This is a genomic window from Phenylobacterium sp. (assembly GCF_016793285.1).
Classification (GTDB): domain Bacteria; phylum Pseudomonadota; class Alphaproteobacteria; order Caulobacterales; family Caulobacteraceae; genus Phenylobacterium.
This window is the reverse complement of record NZ_JAEUMO010000140.1, coordinates 14455-32462: the sequence shown is the minus strand read 5'-3', so window position 1 is coordinate 32462 and position 18008 is coordinate 14455. Positions and strand designations below refer to the sequence as shown.

Genomic DNA, 18008 nt, shown 5'->3' with positions numbered 1-18008 from the left:
AACAAGGCTTCGCCGAGAGCCGTGGTAGACCACCACGTTGATAGGCCAGGTGTGGAAGTGCGGCGACGCATGGAGCTTACTGGTACTAATCGCTCGATCGGCTTGATCGTTCTTAGTTGAACTCATGGAGCGCAGTATTGCGGCGCTGATGTCTTCTCAAACTGATCCGCTTCGTTGACCTGGTGGCTTTGTCGAGAAGTCCCCACCCGATCCCATCCCGAACTCGGTCGTTAAGCTTCTCAGAGCCGATGGTACTTCGTCTCAAGGCGCGGGAGAGTAGGTCGCCGCCAGGTCTACCAAGCGGATCAGGATCCAGAACCCTTCAATTCACGATGCCAGTCACGAAGAACGGCGCTTGCGTAAGCGAGTGGATCGGTTTTGACGCGGGATGGAGCAGCCCGGTAGCTCGTCAGGCTCATAACCTGAAGGTCACAGGTTCAAATCCTGTTCCCGCACCCAAATTCGAAAGCCCCGCAAGCGATTGCGGGGCTTTTTTCTTGCCTGTATCCCGGCGGCTCAGGCGTTCGGCCGGGTGATGAGGTAGATCGCGACCGCCGAGAGCGTCGCAGCGACTCCGCCGAGCACCCAGAGGTTTCGGGTGGTGAGCGCCAGGAGGCCCCAACTTCCGGCCATCATGGTGATCGCCAGCGCCTTGGCCTTCAGGGGGATCGCCCCGCGGTCCTGCCAGTCGCGCAGGAAGGCCCCGAAGCGGGGATGATTGCGCAGCCGCGCGGCGAGTTCCGGCGAACTGCGCGCGAAGGCCCACGCGGCGACCAGCAGGAACGGCGTCGTCGGCAGCACCGGCAGGAAGACGCCCGCCGTCGCCAGGCCCACCATCGCGAAGCCGACCGCGCGGTAGACGAGCCTGCTCATCCGTCCGCGATGTGCGGGCGGCGCGGCGTCGCTCGGTTCGGCGGGGTCGCTCAGCGGCGCGGCAGGCGAGGCGAGAGAGACAGCGGCGCCGGTGTGTCGCGGCGATCGTTGCTCCAACTGCGGTCGTAGTACGGGTCCGACGTGATGGTCGTCCTCACATTGCCGAAGCCGAAGCTCGTCGTGCCGTAGGCCGCCTGGGGCGCGCCGGTGAAGGTCGAACCCATCGTCGGCCGGCCGGAGCCTGCGAAGGTGTCCTGCAGGCGCATGCTCGAAGCGGCGCGGCTGTCGGTCGGCGTCAGGCGCTGGCCGACGTCTGGGCGCGGCGGAGCCGACTGGACCGTGAGCGCGAAGGCCGAGGTCGCGGTGGCCAGCGAGAGGCCGGCCGCGAAGGCGAAGAGACGCATCGTCATGTCGTGACTCCAGAACCTGGGCGAGGCTGTAGGTGCGAACGGCTCGCGTCAAGCGCCGACGTTCTCGAGCCGGGTCATCCAGTAGTCGGCGTCGTAGTCCGTATCGCCGGTCACGTAGCGCCAGAGCTTCACGCGGTTCACGTACTCCAGGCGCCCGGTGTCCTGCTCGAACCAGGGTTCGGAGGCCATCAGGATGGTCTCGACCGTGTCGGGCTCGGGCAGGCTCTTGCGGAAGAAGATCGGCCGATGCGCCGGGCCGCCGTTGAGGTCGCGCGCGTCCCACTGGCGCACCTGCGAGCCCGAGGCATGGGCGCGGATCTTGAACATGTAGCGCGTGCGGTCCGAGCGATTCACGCCGCCGCCGTGCCAGAGGCCGTGGTGCAGGAAGAGCAGCGTGCCGGCGGGACAGACCATGTGCTGCTGGCCGCGGATGTTCTGGTAGCGGCCGATCGCCACCTCCGAGACCTTGCGCAGATGCGTCCCGGGGACGAAGCGCGTCCCGCCCATCTCGAGCGTCACCTCATGCGGGTAGTACATGAGCTGCACGTCGAAGCGCAGGCGCGGGTCGATGGTGGAGTCCTGGTGCGTATGCTGCGACACGTTCTCGCCGCCGCCGGCCTCGTGATAGCTGGGCGGGAAGGTGATGTGCAGGAAGTGATGGTCGAAGACCGGCGCCTCGCCCAGCAGGCTCCTGAACGCGCCCGCGACGCGGGGCAGGGCCAGCAGGCGGCCGAGCGCGCTGTCCGCCGGATAGGTGTCGGCCAGCGGGCGGCCCGGCGGGGCCTCGGCGATGGCGCTGCCCGCCAGGGTCTGGGCGTAGACCGCCATGACGCGCCTGCCGTCGGCCGCGTCGGGCGCCGCGCCTGCCTCGGCCATGAACTGGGCGTTGATGTCGTCGGGCACGGCGGCGTCGAAGCGCAGGAAGCCGCGCGCGACGAACCGCGCCATCTCGACGGACGTCAGCAGGGTCATGACGCCACCTCCACCAGTTGCTCGAACCAGAACTCGTACTTGAGATAGGCGAGGTCGAACTCCTCGCCGCGGGCGTGGGGGTTGAGCTGCGAGGCCTGGAAGAGCCGCCAGCCGTCCTTCAGCGCCGCGAGCCCGGTCGGGTAGGGCGGCTGGTCCTGATCGCCCGCCATCCGCAGGGCTTCGCCCGCGCCGTCATAGACGGACCATGCCACCGTCGGCGCATCGAGCGCCGAGTTCGCCAGGTAGAGCACCAGGACCTTCTGTCGCCGCACGCACGCCTCCTCGTCGGACGGCGAGCTTGGCACGGCTCAGGTGGCCTGCGCCACCCGCGGCGAGCCGGCGCCGGCCGCGTTGTGCGCCCTACGCGACCTGAACGACCCGAAGGGAATTCGTCCCGCCGGAGCGGCCGAACGGCACGCCGGCGATCACCACGATCTCGTCGCGTCGCTTGGCGAAGCCCGAGTGGCGGGCGAGCGTCGCGGCCTGGGCCACCGTCTCGGTCATGGTGTGCGTAGCTTCGGACGTCAGGGCATGCACGCCCCAGACGAGCGCCAGGCGGCGCGCGGTCTCCAGGCTGGGCGTCAGACCCAGGATCGGCGCGTCGGGGCGCTCGCGGGCGATGCGCATCGCGGTGCGGCCGGAGAGCGAGAAGGCGGCGATGGCCTTGGCCTCGATGGTTTCGGCGACCTGGCGCGCCGCGGCGCAGATGGCGTCGCCGGCCTCCTTCTCGGGCTTGGGCCGCATGGCGGCGCGAGCGGCCTTCAGGTCGTCGTCGTCCTCGGTGCGTGCGATGATGCGGTCCATCATCCGCACGGTCTCGACCGGGTACTTGCCCGTCGCGCTCTCGGCCGAGAGCATCACGCAGTCGGCGCCGTCGAAGACGGCGGTGGCGACGTCGGAAGCCTCGGCGCGGGTCGGCGTCGGGTTCTCGATCATGCTCTCCATCATCTGCGTCGCGACGACGACGGGGCGGCCGTAGCGGTGTGCGGCGCGGATCAGGCGCTTCTGGATCAGCGGCACGTCTTCGGCCGGCAGTTCCACGCCCAGGTCGCCGCGGGCGACCATGATGGCGTCCGACAGCTTCATCACCTCGTCGATCGAGGCGAGCGCGCCGGGCTTCTCGATCTTCGACAGCACCAGTGCGCGGCCGGCGACGAGTTCGCGCGCCTCGGCGACGTCTTCCGGACGCTGCACGAACGAAAGCCCGACGATGTCGCAGCCGTGATCGAGGGCGAAGGCGAGGTCGGAACGGTCCTTGGTCGTCAGCGCCGGGATCGGGAGCGTCAGGCCGGGCAGGTTGACGCCCTTGTGGTCGGAAAGGCGACCGCCGACGACCACCCGGGTGTCGAGGAACTCCGGCGTCTGGCGGGTGACCTCCAGGCGGATGCGGCCGTCGTCCAGCAGCAGCAGCGAGCCCGGGCTGGCCGCGGCCATGATCTCGGGGTGCGGGAGCTGGGCGCGCTGGCCGTCGCCCGGCCGTTCCTGCAGATCGAGCCGGAAGCTGCGGCCCCACTGCAGCACCACGGCGCCGCCGGCGAAGCGGCCGACGCGGAGCTTCGGGCCCTGCAGGTCGGCCAGGATGCCGATAGGGCGGCCGGTCTTCTTCTCGACGCGACGGATGCGCTCGACGACGGCGGCGTGGTCGTCCTGGGTCCCATGGCTGAAGTTCAGGCGGAAGACGTCGGCGCCGGTCCGGAACAGCTCTTCGAGCCGCTCCAGGCTCGACGAGGCCGGCCCGATGGTGGCGACGATCTTCACCCGCCGGCGGCGCCGGATGCCTTCAGCCACGCGGGCGGTCTCCCTTGATCTCGGCGTGCGAATCCCTGAGCGGCCAAAGTGGCCCTACCCCTGCGCGCAGGCAACCGTCGGACGGCCGACTCCGTTTCCGCATCGCGAGAAAGCGGGAGCGCCTGGGGGCTCGGCGCGCGTCGGGGCGCCGTGCAGATCGCGTGCAGCGGCGGTCCGCTTGCGACGCACTGGCGCCGCATTACCGGGATTTATCTTGGCCCTGCCGGCGGCGCGGGACAGATATCGCCCGGACGGTCGGACCCCTGGGGAGCTGAGCTCGAGCCTTGATCGCACTCGCCGCCGCCATGCAGCTCTCGATTTCGGGGCTGGAGCTTCCGCGCCTGCCGCCGATCCAGCGGGAGCCGCAGGTGACCTACGTCGACCGCTACGGCGACGTGATCGGCGTGCGCGGCGGCCGGTTCGCCCCGCCGCTGGACGTGACGACGCTGCCGAAGTACGTGCCCGGCGCCGTGGTCGCCATCGAGGATCGCCGCTTCTACGAACACGCCGGCTTCGATCCCCGCGGCATGGCCAGCGCCGTGGTCGGCGCCCTGGACGGCGGGCGCATGCGCGGGGCCTCGACGATCACCCAGCAGACCGCGCGCCTCCTGTTCCTCAACCAGGACCGCACGATCGAGCGCAAGGCGACCGAGATCGCCTATGCCGTCCAACTGGAGCGGAGCTACACCAAGGCCCGGATCCTGGGCATGTACATGAGCCGCGCCTACTACGGCGCGGGCGCCTACGGCTACGAGGCCGCCGCCCAACGCTACTTCAACAAGCCGGCGGCGAAGCTCTCGATCAAGGAGGCCGCCATGCTGGCGGGCGTCCTGAAGTCGCCGACCAACTACAGCCCGATCGAACAGCCCGAGCGGTGCCTGGAGCGCGCCAACCTCGTGCTCGACGTCATGGCCGAGACGGGCGTCATCACCGCGGCGCAACGGGACAAGGCCAAGGCGCAGAAGCCGAAGGTCTGGAAGACCTCGCCCGACGGCGCCTCGCAATACTTCATCGACTGGGTCGACGCCCAGGTCCGCCAGATGGTCCCGAAGCCGACCCGCGACCTCACGGTCGAGACGACGCTGGACCAGACGATGGAGCGCGCCGCCGGCGACGCGGCCAGGGCGACCGTGGCGGCCCACAAGGCGCAGGCGACGGACCAGGCGGCGCTGGTCGCCATGGACGGCCAGGGGCGCGTGCGCGCCCTGGTGGGCGGCACGGACCATGCGAGCGCACCTTACAACCGGGCGGTCAGTGCGCGGCGGCAGGCGGGCTCGGCGTGGAAGCCCTTCGTCTATCTGACGGCGCTGGAGCAGGGCCGCACCCCCGATACGCCGGTCGTCGACGAGCCGGTGACCATCGACGGCTGGTCGCCCGGGAACTACGAGAGCGGGACCTTCATGGGCCCGATCACGCTGGAGGTGGCCCTCGCCAGGTCGGTGAACACCGTGGCCGCGCGGCTCGCCGACGAGGTGGGCCGGCCCGCGGTGGCGCTCACCGCGCGCCGGGTGGGCATCGTCTCGCAGGTCAATACCGACCCGGCGATGGCGCTCGGCACGACGCTGGTCACGCCGCTGGAGATGACCCAGGCCTACGCCGCCTTCTCGAACGGCGGCGCCCGCGTGCAGGCCTACGGCATCGAGCGCATCCGTCAGGGCGGCCAGGTCGTCTACCAGAAGCGGGCGTCCGCGCCGGTCCCGGCGGTGGCGAACCCGGCGCTGAGCGAACTCAACCGGATGCTGCGCACCGTCATGACGGCTGGGACCGGCGGTCGCGCGGCCGTGCCGGGCTACGACCTCGCCGGCAAGACCGGGACGACCTCGGACTACAAGGACGCCTGGTTCTGCGGCTACACGGCCAACTTCGCGAGCTGCGCCTGGATGGGCCGCGACGACGCCAGGCCGATGGCGCGGATCAGCGGCGCGACGGCGCCTTCGGAGTTGTGGCGCAGCTTCATGGCCGTGGCGCTGAAACGCACGCCCAGGGCTCCGATTCCGCCGGGCGCCCAGCCGCCCGTCCCGTCCCCGCCGGTGGAGGTGGCCGCCGGCCCGCCCGCGGCGCCCGAGCCGACCGAGCCCCCGACGGATTAGCGCCAGCAGGCCGGTGAAGCGGCCTTGGCCAGCCCTCGCGCCGTCGGCCGCGGCGTAACGCGAAGGTCGCTCTGGCCGAAACGTCCGGCGCGTCGCAAAATGCAGGCAGACGCTCGCAATCGAGACGAGGGCTGGGGGGACATGGGGATGAAGGTTCGGCAGGCTTCGATGCTGGCGGCGCTGGCGCTCGCCGTGGCGGGCGGCGCGATGCTGACGGGCGGTGCGGATGCGCAGGCGCCGGCGGCGCAGGCGGTCGACGACTTCGTCCTGCCCGACCAGCACTATCTGGCGCGCCAGCTCTACCGGATGAGCGACGCCAAGGCGGTGGTGCTGATGAGCTACGCGGCCGGGGACGCGACCGTGAAGCGCGACGCGCCGGCGCTGATGGCGCTGAAGGCGGCCTATGCGAAGCAGGGCGTGGAATTCATGGCCGTGGCGTCCAGGCTGGGCGACACGCGCGAGAAGGTGGCCCCGGACGCCAGGGCCGCCGGCCTCGATCTGCCGATCCTCTTCGACTACGACCAGTTGATCGGCGAGGGCCTGGGCGTGACCCGCGCGGCCGAGGTGTTCGTCATCGACCCGAAGACCTGGACGGTCGCCTACCGCGGCCCGGTCGACGGGGCGAAGGCGGCGGTGGCCGGTCTCGTGGCCGGCGAGAAGGTCGCCGCCGTAACCAGGGCCGCGACCGGCGGCGTCATCGCCTTCCCCGAGCGGGGCAAGGCGCACGCCAGCATCAGCTACGCCAAGACCATCGCGCCGATCATCGAGAAGAAGTGCGCCACCTGCCACCAGCCGGGCGGCATCGGCCCGATGGCGCTGAACAGCTACGAGCAGGTGAAGGGCTTCTCGCCGATGATCCGCGAGGTCATCCGCACGCACCGCATGCCGCCCTACCTGGCCGACCCCACCGTGGGCGCGTTCCAGGACGACGACCGCCTCTCGGGCGACCAGATGAAGACGCTGGTCCACTGGGTCGAGGCCGGCGCGCCGCGCGGCAAGGGCGAGGACCCGCTGGCGAAGGTCAAGTTCCAGGCGCCCGACTGGCCGCTGGGCAAGCCGGACGTGATCGTCGAGATCCCCGAGGCCAGGATCCCGGCCAGCGGCGTGATGGACTACCAGCGCCCGGTCGTGCCCAGCGTGCTGACCGAGGGCCGCTGGATGAAGGCGACCACCTTCCGCGTCACCGACCGCCAGGTCGTCCACCACATCCTGACCGGCGTGGTCGAGGGCGAGCAGAAGGCGGGCGGCACGGCCAGCGAGAGCCAGTGGGGCGCCTCGCTCGGCGGCTACGGCCCCGGCCGCGGCTCCAACATCGCGCCGAGGGGCACCGGCACCTGGGTGCCGCCGTCGGGCGGCATCGCCTTCCAGAACCACTACACGCCCTACGGCAAGGAGACGGTGGAGAAGACCCAGATGGGCCTCTACTTCTTCCCGAAAGGGCAGGAGCCGAAGTACGTGCTGCGCACCTTCGGCATCTTCGATTTCTCGCTGGTGATCCCGCCGGGCGAGGAGTGGCACCAGGAGAGCGCCTACATCGCCGTGCCGAAGGAGATGGTGCTGTACGGCCTGACCCCGCACGCCCACCACCGCGGCGGCTCGGTGCAGGTGGCGGTGATCTATCCGAACGGCAGGGAGCAGAAGCTGCTCTCGCTGCCGCGCTACGAGTTCGAGTGGCAGTACGAGTACTTCCTGAAGGACCCGCTGAAGATCCCGGCCGGCTCGAAGGTCGTGACCCGCTGGACCTTCGACAACTCCAGGCGCAACCCGTCGAACCCGGACTACAAGACCGAGGTGCGCTGGGGCGAGCAGTCGTCCGAGGAGATGCTGGCGCTCTACCTGCACTACCGCTGGACCGACGAGACGGTGGCCGTCCAGAAGCCCGGGAACGACAAGCTGATGCAGGGCGGCATGATGATGGGCGTCATGGACGACAACATGGACGGCAAGCTCACCAAGGCCGAGCTGAAGGGCAACCTGGGCGAGAACCTCGCCAAGTACTTCGCCATGATCGACACCGACAAGGACGGCGGCGTCGACCAGAAGGAGCTGGACGCGGCGATGAAGCTGATGCCGCGGCGGCGTCCCGCGGCCACCGCGCAGGGCGCCCCGCCGACCCCGGCCGGCGGGGCGCCGGGCGGGCGGTAGCAACCCACCTCCGCTCATCCCCGCGAATGCGGGGACCCAGACTATCCGGCTTCCGCGTTCGGCGGCCGGGCTTGCCGTGAAAGCAAGCCTGGGTCCCCGCCTGCGCGGGGATGAGCGGGTTAGGGGGAACACGGCCTTCTGACCCACTCTCGAACGTCATGGCCGGGCTTGTGCCGGCCACCCATGCGCACGAGCGCGCGGAGACGGCCCGCGGCGGGCGCCGCTGCGAGCTTCTTCGGACTCGGAGTTCATGGGTGGCCGGCACAAGGCCGGCCATGACGTTCTGAGGGGGAATAGCTCAGGGCGGGCCGGTGGCGCGGCGGGTGGTCAGGCCGGGCAGGCCGGCGGGTCGCGGTGGCGCAAGGATCGTGGTGGTCGAGCCGGCGAGGCGGGCTCGGAGTGGCGCGGCCGCCCGTGATGGGGGCCTGGGCGCCGGCGCGGGAATACGGGGACAGGAGCAATGTACCCAGGAAGGTCAGGAAGGTTAGGAAGGTTTCGGGGACACGATACCTATCCCCATAACCCCATCGGCATCCGGTCGGGGAATATTGCTCCTGTCCCCGTATTCCCCCCGTATTCCCCTGTCCCCGTATTCCCCCCGTATTCCCTCGCGTATTCCCGGTATTCCCCTGTATTCCCCGGCGGCCCTATCCCAGCCTAGTCGGGGAGGTGGAGGACGGTCTTGCCCATCCCGCCGCCCGTCAGGGCGAACTCCAGGGCCTCCGCGAACTCCCCGAACGCGAACGCCCGGCCTTCGGGCGGGGTGAGGTTGCCGTCGGCGACCCATCCCAGCAGGTCGGTGAGGTGTTTCGCGGCCAGGTCCGGTTGGAAGAGGAGGAACTGGCGGACGTCCACGCCGGTGAGGGCGGCGCCTTTCATGAGGGGGAGGTTGACCGGGAGGGCCGGGATACCGCCGACGAAGCCGACGACGAGGTGGCGGCCGTTCCAGGCCAGGGAGCGGAAGGCGGGTTCGAAGAGCGGGCCGCAGACGGGGTCGAAGACGACGTCTACGACGCCCCCGTGGGAGGTCTTGCCCAGGAGGGCCTTCAGGCGGTCGCGCCAGCCTTCGGGGGCGGTGTCGATCGTGAGGTCGGCGCCGATGTCGGCGCAGAAGGCGCGCTTGGCGTCGGTGGAGGCGGCGGCGATGACGCGGGCGCCGAGGTGTTTGGCGACCTGGATGGCGGCGGAGCCGACGCCGCCGGCGGCGCCGAAGACGAGCACCGTTTCGCCGGGCTTGAGGGCCGCGCGGTCGGCGAGGCCGTGGAGCGCGGTGAGGTAGTTCACGCGGAAGCCGGCGGCCTGGGCGAAGGTCATGCGGTCCGGGATGCGGGTGACGGCCTGGGCCGGGGCCAGGGCGCACTCGGCGAAGCCGCCGCGGACGGCGGCCATCACGCGGTCGCCGGGCGCGAGGCCGGTGACGCCGTCGCCGATGGCCTCGACCCGGCCGCCGACCTCCTGGCCGGGGGTGTGGGGGAGCGGCGGCTTCACCTGGTAGCGGCCGAGCGCCACCAGCGCGTCGACGTAGCCGACGCCGCAGGCGCCGACCTTGATCAGGACCTGGCCGGGGCCAGGGCGCGGCGGGGCGGCCTCGATCAGGCGGTAGTCGGCGATGGAATTGAGCGCGCCCGCTTCGACCCGTCGCATATGTGGCGCCCTCCGATCTGCTGCCGCCCGGGCCTGCGAGTGGGCCTCTTACGCCCGGGAAGTCGATAGGCAAGTGGACGGCAGGCCCTACGCCGCAGGGATGCAGTCGCCGCGCCGCGCCCGGACTTCCTGGCGGGCCGGCTGTCGGATTACATGCGGGGCGCCATCGTCCCGGCGGACGGCGGCTGGCCGGCGCGCTGGGCGCGGGCCAACCAGGAGACCCGCATGCCCCGCGACCGCCTCGTCACCCTGAACGCCATGGTCGAGCAGGGGGTGATCCCGGTGTTCTACCATGCCGACCCCGAGGTCTGCGTGAAGGTGATCCAGGCCTGCGCCGACGGCGGGGCCAAGTGCATCGAGTTCACGAACCGCGGGGACTTCGCGGCAGAGGTCTTCCGCGACGTGACGAAGCATTTCGCCAGGGCCGACCCCAGCGTGATCATGGGCGTGGGCTCGATCGTCGAGGCGCCGACGGCCGGCGTCTACCTGGCGCACGGGGCGAACTTCGTGGTGGGGCCGGTGCTGAACGCCGAGGTGGCGCGGATCTGCAACCGCCGCATGATCCCGTACTCGCCGGGCTGCGCGACGCCGAGCGAGATCAGCCAGGCGCAGGAACTGGGCTGCGAGATCGTGAAGCTGTTCCCCGGTTCGACGGTGGGCGGGCCCGAGTTCGTCAAGGCGGTGCTGGGGCCGATGCCGTGGAGCAAGATCATGCCGACCGGCGGGGTGGACGTCACGGAGGCGTCGCTGAAGCCCTGGTTCGACGCCGGCATCGTGGCCTGCGGCATGGGCTCGAACCTGGTGACCAGGGCGCTGCTGGACGCGGGGGACTACGCCGGCATCGCGGCGCGCGTGCGCGACACCGTCCAGCTCATCAGGCGCGTCCGCGGCGGATAGGCGCGCCGCGCCGCAGATCAGGCGCGCGCCCGCTGCTGAATCCACAGCGCATAGGCCAGCAGGCAGGCGTTGCCGAAAAGGATGATGGCGGCGTAGGGGCCGGCGGTCAGCGGCGAGAGTCCGGTGATCGGGGCGAAGGCCAGGGTATAGGCGACGTCGCCGAAGAGCCCGGGGATCGCCATGGCCACGGCGACCGTCACCGCCTCGGCGTCGGGCGACCCGCGCCAGGTCATGATCGAGCGGAGCAGGATGCAGACGGTCACGGCGATGCCGACCGCGCTCGCCGCCAGCACGAGGGGGCCGTTCTCGAACAGCAGCCCGCCGCCGAAGCGGAACGTGACCGCCCCGCCCAGCCAGACGCCGAACCCCAGCAGGGCGAGCACGCCCAGTTCCTTGGCCGTCATGACGTCTGCCCCCTGGCGCGTTTGCGGCGAGCTTAGCGGTTTGCGCGGCGTCCTGACACAACCGTGACCGTTCGCCGGGGCTGGCCGCGGCGCGAGTCTGCTAACAGGGGGCAAGGGAGGCGCCTCTGAGTTCCGTCACCACGATCCTGTTCCTGTTGCTGGCCGTGGTGGTCAGCGGCGCGCTGGCCCGGTTCACGCGGCTGCCGCTGCCGCTGGTCCAGATCGCGCTGGGGGTGGCCATCGCGCTCTCCGTGGTCCCGACCGTGGAGCTGGATCCCGAACTCTTCTTCCTGCTCTTCCTGCCGCCGCTGCTGTTCCTCGACGGCTGGCGCATCCCCAAGGACGACCTGCTGCGCGACCGGGCCACGGTGCTGGAGCTGGCGATCGGCCTGGTGGCGCTGACGGTCGTGGGCGTGGGCTTCCTGATCCACTGGCTGATCCCGGCGATGCCGCTGCCGGTGGCCTTCGCGCTCGCCGCGGTGGTCTCGCCCACCGACCCGATCGCGGTGTCGGCCATCGCGTCGCGCGCGCCGCTGCCCAAGCGGGTGATGCACATCCTGGAGGGCGAGTCGCTGCTGAACGACGCCTCGGGCCTCGTCTGCATGCGCTTCGCCGTGGCGGCGATGCTGACCGGCTCGTTCGTGATCCAGGAGGCGCTGCTGACGTTCCTGTGGCTCGCGCTGGGCGGCATCGCGATCGGCGTCGGCGTGACCTGGGCGGTCTCGTTCGCCAAGCAGCAGATCAGCCGGCGGCTGGGCGAGGACACCAGCGCGCAGATCCTCGTGAGCCTCCTGATCCCGTTCGGGGCCTACATGGTGGCCGAGCACTTCCACTGTTCGGGCATCCTGGCCGCCGTGGCCGCGGGCGTGACCATGGGCTTCACCGAGCAGACGGGGCAGGCGCTGGCGGCCACCCGCGTGCGCCGCGCGGCCGTCTGGGACGTGGTGCAGTTCGCGGCGAACGGCGTGATCTTCGTGCTGCTGGGCGAACAGATGCCCGGCCTCTGGAACTCCGCCAGCCAGACGGTGCTGGCCTCGGGCCACGCCGAGCCCTGGTGGCTGCTGGTCTATGTGCTGGCCATCAGCGCGGCGCTGGGGGCGATGCGGTTCGCGTGGGTGTGGGCCTCGCTGAAGCTGACGATCTTCAAGGCGCGGCGCCGCGGCGAGCCGGCGGCCAGGGTGAGCCGGCGGCTGATGCTGGCGATGTCGTTCGCGGGCGTCCGCGGCGCGATCACGCTGGCGGGCGTGCTGACCCTGCCGCTGACGCTGAACGACGGGACGCCGTTCCCGGCCCGCGACCTCGCCATCGCGCTGGCGGCCGGGGTGATCCTGGTCTCGCTGCTGGTGGCCAGCATCGGGCTGCCGCGGGTGCTGAAGGGGCTGGAGCTGCCGCCCGAGCCGTCGCGGCAGACCGAGATCGACCAGGCGCGGGTCGCCGCGGCGCAGGCCGCGATCCAGGCGATCGAGGACGAGCAGCATGCGATGGGCGCGGGCCAGGCGGACGCCGACCTCTACACCGAGGCGTCGGTGCGGATCATGGAGAGCTACCGCGCGCGCATCGACGGGCGGGTGGAGACCCGGGAGACGGCCGCGCAGCGGCACAAGATCGAGGGCATCGAGCGGCGCCTGCGGCTGGTGGGACTGGGCGCCGAGCGCGACGAGATCTACCGCCGGGCCCGCGCCCGCGAGATCGAGGACGACCTCGCCCGCAGGCTGGTCCGCGACATCGACCTGCTGGAGGCCCGCTACACGGGCTGAGCGGCCGGATTTTTCGGTTCAGCCGGATGGGGCGCGGCCTTAGGCTGGCCCGATGCGCCGCGTCCTTCCTGCTCTCGCTCTCGTCTTCGCCTTCGCCGCCGCCGCGGCCGGCGCCCAGGTGGCGGACCACGACATCGCCGTGCAGGCGATCATGGCGACCGGGGTGAACCCCGCCGCGCTCGCGTTCTGGGCCGGCGGCAACGATCCGCCCGAGAACGAGACGCCGGCCGAGGCCGAGGCGCGCTGGGCCGCGGCGGTGACGGGGGCGCAGGCGCTGCAGGCGGGCGGCAGGCGCCTGCTCCAGCACTCGCGGCCGGGGCGGTGGGACGAATTCTCCCGGCTGCTGATCGAGGGCGGCGAGAAGGGCGAGGCGGCGGCGCGGGCGAGGGACGTCGACGCGGCGTTCGCGATCGGCGGCGACCAAGTCTACAATGCCTGCAACGGCTGCCACAAAACCTACATTCCGAGCCCGGCGCGGGCGCCGTAGGGGCGGTCCTGGCCGAGGGTCGGCGGGCGTGCCATATGCTCGCGGCGCCGGCGAGCGGAGGGCCGGGATGATGGACGCCAAGCTCGCTCCGCCCCATGTCGAACGCGGCGCCGGCGAGGCCGTCCACTACCTCGAGGACCTGCTGGGCGAGGTCATCCGCTACCTCGACGGCGAGGACGCCGCGGCGCTGGTCCGCCGCGCGCAGGGCGTGGCGCAGCAGGACGACGAGGAGGCGCTGGAGGCGCTGTTCTCGGGCCTGCGGACCGACCAGGCGGTCTATCTGGCCCGGGCGCTGACCTGCCAGTCCATCCTGCTGAACCTCGGCGAGGACGTGGCGGGGCGCAGGCAGGAGGCCTCTGGCGACCTGCCGTCCACCCTGGTCGAGGCGGCCGGGCGGGTGGGCGCCAGGGCCGCGGGGCGGATCGTGCCGCGGATGGCGGTGTCGCCGGTGTTCACGGCGCACCCGACCGAGGTGCGCCGCCGCGCGATCGTGGAGCGCGAGGCCGAGATCTCGCAACTGATGGCCCGGCGCGCCGAGGGCGGGCTGACGGCGGCCGAGGAGACGCGGCTGCGCGACGACCTGTTCCGCGCCATGTGCCTGCTCTGGAAGGCGCGGATGCACAGGCCCGAGCGGATCACGCCGGCCGACGAGATCCGCAACACGCTCGCCATCGTGCGGGAGTCGATCCTGCCGGCGCTGTCCGACGCCTACGACGGCTGGAGCGAGGCGTTCGAGACGGCGACGCCGCTGACGCTGGGGTCGTGGCTGGGCGGCGACCGCGACGGGCATCCGGGGGTGAGTGGCGAGACGCTGAAGCTGGCGTTGAAGTCGCAGGCGCGGCTGATCCTGAACCACTACTCCGACGAAGTGCGGCGGCTGTGGTTCGACATGGCGGTGAGCGGCGAGCTGACCACGGCCAGCCCCGGCGTGATCGCGCTGGCGGAGGTGACGGCGAACCCCTCGGTGCATCGGGAGGACGAACCCTACCGCAAGGCGCTGCAGGAGATCTGGGACCGCCTGGCGGCCACCGCCGACCGCATCGCCGGCGGCAACTGGGGCGGGACGACGCCCTATGCCAGCGCCGCGGCGTTCGTGGCCGACCTGGAGACGGTGCGCCAGTCGGTGCGCCAGCACCTGGGCGAGCGGGTGGTGGGCGCGCGCCTGCGCACGCTGATCGCGGTGGCCAGGGCGTGCGGGTTCCACCTGCTGTCGCTGGACCTGCGCCAGAACGCCGACGTCCACGAGCGGATGATCCACGAGCTCTATGTGCGGGCCGGCGTGAACATCGACTACCTGGGCTCGGACGAGGCCGAGCGTGTCCGGGTGCTGTCGAAGGAGCTCAGCCACGACCGGCCGCTGCGCTCGCCGTTCCTGGACTACAGCGAGGAGACCACCCGCGAGCTGGGCGCGCTGGACGCCGCGGCCGAGGTGGTGCGGCTGTACGGCGAGAAGGCGCTGGGCGCCTACATCATCTCGAAGACCGCGAGCCTGTCGGACGTGCTGGAGCCCCTGGTGCTGCTGAAGCAGGCGGGGCTGGTGCAGGGCGGCGACAAGGGCCGCAGCGCCGTTCGGATCACGCCGCTGCTCGAGACCATCGGCGACCTGGAGCACGGGCCGGAGCTGCTGCGCCAGTGGCTGGCGCTGCCGCTGCCGCCGGCGCTGTTCGGCGAGGTCCACTGGCGCGAGGTGATGCTGGGCTATTCCGACAGCAACAAGGACGGGGGCTACGTGGCCTCGCGGCACAACGTCGCCAAGGCCGCAGGCGTGCTGTCGGCGCAGGCGCGGCGCGCGGGCGTCGACCTCTGGTACTTCCACGGCCGCGGCGGGTCGGTGGGCCGTGGCGGCGGACCGGCGGCGCAGGCGGTGATGGCGCAGCCGGCGGGAACCGTGAAGGGCCGGATCCGGGTGACCGAGCAGGGCGAGATGATCTCGCGCCGATTCGGCGAGCGGTCGACGGCGATGCGCAACCTGGAGAGCCTGGCGGCGGCGACCCTGATGGCGAGCGCGCGGCCCGACGAAGCGCCCTGCGACGCCGGCTGCGCCGACGCGCTCGAGACGCTGAGCAAGGCGTCGTTCGCGGCGTATCGGGAGCTGGTCTACGAGGACCCGGGCTTCGAGGATTTCTTCTGGGGCGCCACGCCGATCTCGGAGATCGTGGGGCTGAACATCGGCAGCCGGCCGGCCTCGCGCACCAAGAGCCGCCGCATCGAGGACCTGCGCGCGATCCCGTGGGTGTTCTCGTGGTCGCAGGCGCGCTTCATGCTGCCGGCCTGGTTCGGCTTCGCCGGCGGGGCCGCGAAGGCGGGGCTGTCGGTCGCCGACCTGAAGGACCTGCTGGCCGACCAGGTGTTCGCGGCGATGGTCTCCAACATGGAGGTGGCGCTCGCCCAGTCCGACATGGCGATCGCCGCGAAGTACGCGGCCCTGCATCCGAAGGGCGGGGCGATCTTCGAGCGCATCAGGGCGGAACACGGCCGGGCGATCGAGCTGGTGCTGGCGATCCGCGGCGGGACCCGGCTGCTGGACAACCATCCGCAGATGGCCGAGTCCGTGTCGCTGGCGGCCGAGGTCGTGGACCCGCTGAACCACCTGCAGGTGGAGCTGCTGGCGCGCCGCCGGGCCGGCGACGACGACCCGCAACTGAAGCTCGCCATCCAGCTCACGGTGGCCGGCGTCGCCGCGGGCCTGCGCAATACGGGGTGATGGCGGGTCGCTGGAGGCCCCGTCCGCTCGAACCATCACGAGCGCGTTCGTGTGCATGCTGTATGCCGGGGTTGAATCGAGAGAGGCGCTGACGCGCCGACGAAGGCCGATGGTCCCCCCGGTGGCCTGCCATATCCTTGCCGCGATGGTCGGCCAACGGAGCCTCATGCGCGCACTTCTTCTCGTCCCCGTTCTGCTGGCCCTGCCGGTTTGCGCTCACGCCGAGCCGGCACAGGAGGCGCGTTCGGCGACGGCGGCCTGCCTCTCGGCGATCATCGACAACGCGCCGGTCGAGGACATCGACGGCGACGACGTGACCATCCGGCGCGGCAAGGACCCGGTGAGCTGCACGGTCAGGGTGACGGCCGGCGAGCCGGTGCTGATCCGCGACGCCGTCATGGTGGCGCTGAAGCGTCGGGCCGAGATATTCAGCCCCGCGAAGACCCGCTGGGAGCCCGGCCGCTGGGCGTCACGCGAGACGTTCTGCAACCTCCCGGGCCGTCGGGCCGTCGCGGCCTTCCTGTCGACCTCTAAGCCGGGGCTCCAGCCGGTGGCCACCGTGACCGTGTTCGAAACGAAGGAGCGCGACCAGCGCTGCGACCGCGACGCCGGCGTCCAGACCGTCGCCGCCGCAGAGGCCCCGCCGCCGCCGACCGCCCTGGCGGCCGAGGAAAAGACTGCGCCCGAGCCCACGCTTCTGCCCATCGCGCCCAAGGCCGAGAAGCCGAAGAAGGGCCTGCGCGAGCGGTTGGGCCTGGGGAAGAAGGACTGACCGCCACACCCGCTCATTCCCCGCATTCGCGGGGGTGAGTCGCGGGGAGCTCCAGGCCTGGGCGCCCGCGTCGCGGCGGCCCTAAGGCGCGGCTTTGGCGGCGGAGGCTTCGCGGTCCTTGGCGCGCCCGCCGGCCAGGATGTTGGCGAGCGCGTAGTTGCCTTCGTGGCAGGCGAACTCGAACGTCCGCGCGGTGCTGGCGCGGTAGGGGTGCTCGCCGCGCCAGGCCTGGGTGTAGTTGGCGGGATCCTCGACGACGAAGCTGTAGATCAGCTCGGCGGGCGCGGTGCGGGCGAAGCGCTCGACGATGCGGGCGCCGGAGGACAGGGGGATCCAGTCGCCCGCGTTCCAGCGCCAGCGGTCGTTGGGGCTGAGGTTGGCCGTCTCGACGACCAGGGTGTCGCCCTCCCAGCGCCCGACGCTGTCGCCCATCCACGGACGGATGACGGCGGGCAGGTGCGGCGTGTTCAGCCGGATGATCCGAACCTCGTGGTTCTGCTCGCCCGAGAGCACGACCGCGTCGCGGGTCTGGACGATCAGCAGGTGGTCGCGGTTGGTGATCGGGGCGGCGACGCCGCCACCGCCGCCCAGCAGGCAGCGCTCGTCGAACGGACGGGCCTCGGGATCGTCGTAGACCTCCTCGTCCTTCAGCGCCTTTTCCGCGGCCGCGCGGCTCTGCGGCGTGAAGGGCAGGCGGCCGTCGGCGGGATCGACGATCTGCGACGAGCGGATCTCGCCGAGGACGCGCGCCAGCCCGTTGGGCTTCTCGAAGCGGTCGTCATCCTGGACGTTGTCGAGTTCCGGCGCCGGCGCGTTCGGGTCGACCGGGGCGATGACCTTGTCGTAGCGGCCGAAGCGCCTGGCCTCGTAGGCGGCGGCCTCGTAGGGCGTGGCGACGAGCGCGGCGAAGCCCTTGGGCCGCTGCAGGATCGTCATGGAGTCGTTGTCCCACTGCCCCTGCAGGTCGGGCTGGCCGTAGGCGGTGCGCGGGGCGCGATAGGTCTGGGCCTCTGCGGCGGTCGCCGCGACGAGGACCAGGATCAGGAATGCGCGCGCCGCCATGCG

Annotated in this window: 15 protein-coding genes, 1 tRNA gene and 2 rRNA genes; 10 read left to right on the top strand and 8 right to left on the bottom strand. The window is 71.5% G+C overall.

Annotated elements, in window-relative coordinates; translation table 11 throughout:
• The 3 genes from JNL41_RS13335 to JNL41_RS13325 all read left to right on the top strand — a co-directional run.
• A 23S ribosomal RNA gene (locus tag JNL41_RS13335) occupies nt 1-110 on the top strand; the annotation flags it as partial.
• A 68-nt stretch (nt 111-178) separates the two neighbouring features.
• A 5S ribosomal RNA gene (gene rrf, locus JNL41_RS13330) occupies nt 179-293 on the top strand.
• 89 nt (nt 294-382) lie between these two features.
• Nucleotides 383-459: transfer RNA gene (locus JNL41_RS13325), tRNA-Met, on the top strand.
• A gap of 57 nt (nt 460-516) precedes the next feature.
• On the opposite strand, the gene JNL41_RS13320 is transcribed toward JNL41_RS13325, so the two are convergent.
• The 5 genes from JNL41_RS13320 to pyk all read right to left on the bottom strand — a co-directional run bounded on the left by JNL41_RS13320 (nt 517) and on the right by pyk (nt 4043).
• Nucleotides 517-873, bottom strand: coding sequence for a YbaN family protein (locus tag JNL41_RS13320; RefSeq protein WP_293475667.1), 357 nt, complete (start codon nt 871-873; stop codon nt 517-519).
• 50 nt (nt 874-923) lie between these two features.
• Complete coding sequence (locus JNL41_RS13315) at nt 924-1283, bottom strand: hypothetical protein (protein WP_293475665.1); 360 nt, start codon at nt 1281-1283, stop codon at nt 924-926.
• A 48-nt stretch (nt 1284-1331) separates the two neighbouring features.
• Complete coding sequence (locus JNL41_RS13310) at nt 1332-2255, bottom strand: phytanoyl-CoA dioxygenase family protein (RefSeq protein ID WP_293475663.1); 924 nt, start codon at nt 2253-2255, stop codon at nt 1332-1334.
• Entirely contained in the window at nt 2252-2527 is a 276-nt protein-coding gene (locus tag JNL41_RS13305; RefSeq protein WP_293475662.1) for a hypothetical protein, read from the bottom strand. The genes JNL41_RS13310 and JNL41_RS13305 overlap by 4 nt, the downstream gene beginning before the upstream one ends.
• An 88-nt stretch (nt 2528-2615) precedes the next feature.
• Nucleotides 2616-4043 (bottom strand): pyruvate kinase, encoded by a 1428-nt coding sequence (pyk, locus tag JNL41_RS13300; RefSeq protein WP_293475660.1) that lies wholly within the window; start codon nt 4041-4043, stop codon nt 2616-2618.
• A gap of 284 nt (nt 4044-4327) precedes the next feature.
• On the opposite strand from pyk, the gene JNL41_RS13295 reads away from it, so the two are divergent.
• Both JNL41_RS13295 and JNL41_RS13290 read left to right on the top strand, forming a co-directional pair.
• Nucleotides 4328-6133, top strand: a complete 1806-nt coding sequence (locus tag JNL41_RS13295; protein WP_293475658.1) for a PBP1A family penicillin-binding protein — start codon at nt 4328-4330, stop codon at nt 6131-6133.
• Nucleotides 6134-6280: 147 nt separating this feature from the next.
• Nucleotides 6281-8278 carry a redoxin domain-containing protein gene (locus tag JNL41_RS13290; protein WP_293475656.1) on the top strand — a complete coding sequence of 666 codons (1998 nt, stop codon included), beginning with the start codon at nt 6281-6283 and terminating at the stop codon, nt 8276-8278.
• Nucleotides 8279-8935: 657 nt separating this feature from the next.
• On the opposite strand, the gene JNL41_RS13285 is transcribed toward JNL41_RS13290, so the two are convergent.
• Nucleotides 8936-9922: an NADPH:quinone oxidoreductase family protein gene (locus JNL41_RS13285; RefSeq protein ID WP_293475654.1), complete on the bottom strand. Its 987-nt coding sequence runs from the start codon at nt 9920-9922 to the stop codon at nt 8936-8938.
• Nucleotides 9923-10147: 225 nt separating this feature from the next.
• Between JNL41_RS13285 and JNL41_RS13280 the strand changes: the two genes are divergently transcribed.
• A complete protein-coding gene (locus JNL41_RS13280) occupies nt 10148-10819 on the top strand; it encodes a bifunctional 4-hydroxy-2-oxoglutarate aldolase/2-dehydro-3-deoxy-phosphogluconate aldolase (protein WP_293475670.1) in 672 nt (223 codons plus the stop codon).
• Between the two features lie 17 nt (nt 10820-10836).
• Here the strand turns inward: JNL41_RS13280 and JNL41_RS13275 are convergent, their stop codons facing one another.
• The gene (locus JNL41_RS13275) at nt 10837-11223 is read right to left on the bottom strand and encodes a DUF5367 family protein (protein ID WP_293475652.1); all 387 of its coding nucleotides are present in this window, start codon (nt 11221-11223) and stop codon (nt 10837-10839) included.
• Between the two features lie 155 nt (nt 11224-11378).
• On the opposite strand from JNL41_RS13275, the gene JNL41_RS13270 reads away from it, so the two are divergent.
• The 4 genes from JNL41_RS13270 to JNL41_RS13255 all read left to right on the top strand — a co-directional run bounded on the left by JNL41_RS13270 (nt 11379) and on the right by JNL41_RS13255 (nt 16943).
• Nucleotides 11379-12980: a Na+/H+ antiporter gene (locus JNL41_RS13270; RefSeq protein ID WP_365698253.1), complete on the top strand. Its 1602-nt coding sequence runs from the start codon at nt 11379-11381 to the stop codon at nt 12978-12980.
• 52 nt (nt 12981-13032) lie between these two features.
• On the top strand, nt 13033-13467 hold the full coding sequence (locus tag JNL41_RS13265) for a hypothetical protein (protein ID WP_293475651.1): 435 nt from the start codon (nt 13033-13035) through the stop codon (nt 13465-13467).
• Nucleotides 13468-13534: 67 nt separating this feature from the next.
• On the top strand, nt 13535-16171 hold the full coding sequence (gene ppc, locus JNL41_RS13260) for a phosphoenolpyruvate carboxylase (RefSeq protein ID WP_293475650.1): 2637 nt from the start codon (nt 13535-13537) through the stop codon (nt 16169-16171).
• Between the two features lie 166 nt (nt 16172-16337).
• Nucleotides 16338-16943, top strand: a complete 606-nt coding sequence (locus JNL41_RS13255; RefSeq protein WP_293475649.1) for a hypothetical protein — start codon at nt 16338-16340, stop codon at nt 16941-16943.
• A gap of 81 nt (nt 16944-17024) precedes the next feature.
• On the opposite strand, the gene JNL41_RS13250 is transcribed toward JNL41_RS13255, so the two are convergent.
• The gene (locus tag JNL41_RS13250) at nt 17025-18005 is read right to left on the bottom strand and encodes a hypothetical protein (protein ID WP_293475647.1); all 981 of its coding nucleotides are present in this window, start codon (nt 18003-18005) and stop codon (nt 17025-17027) included.
• Nucleotides 18006-18008: the final 3 nt, after the last annotated feature.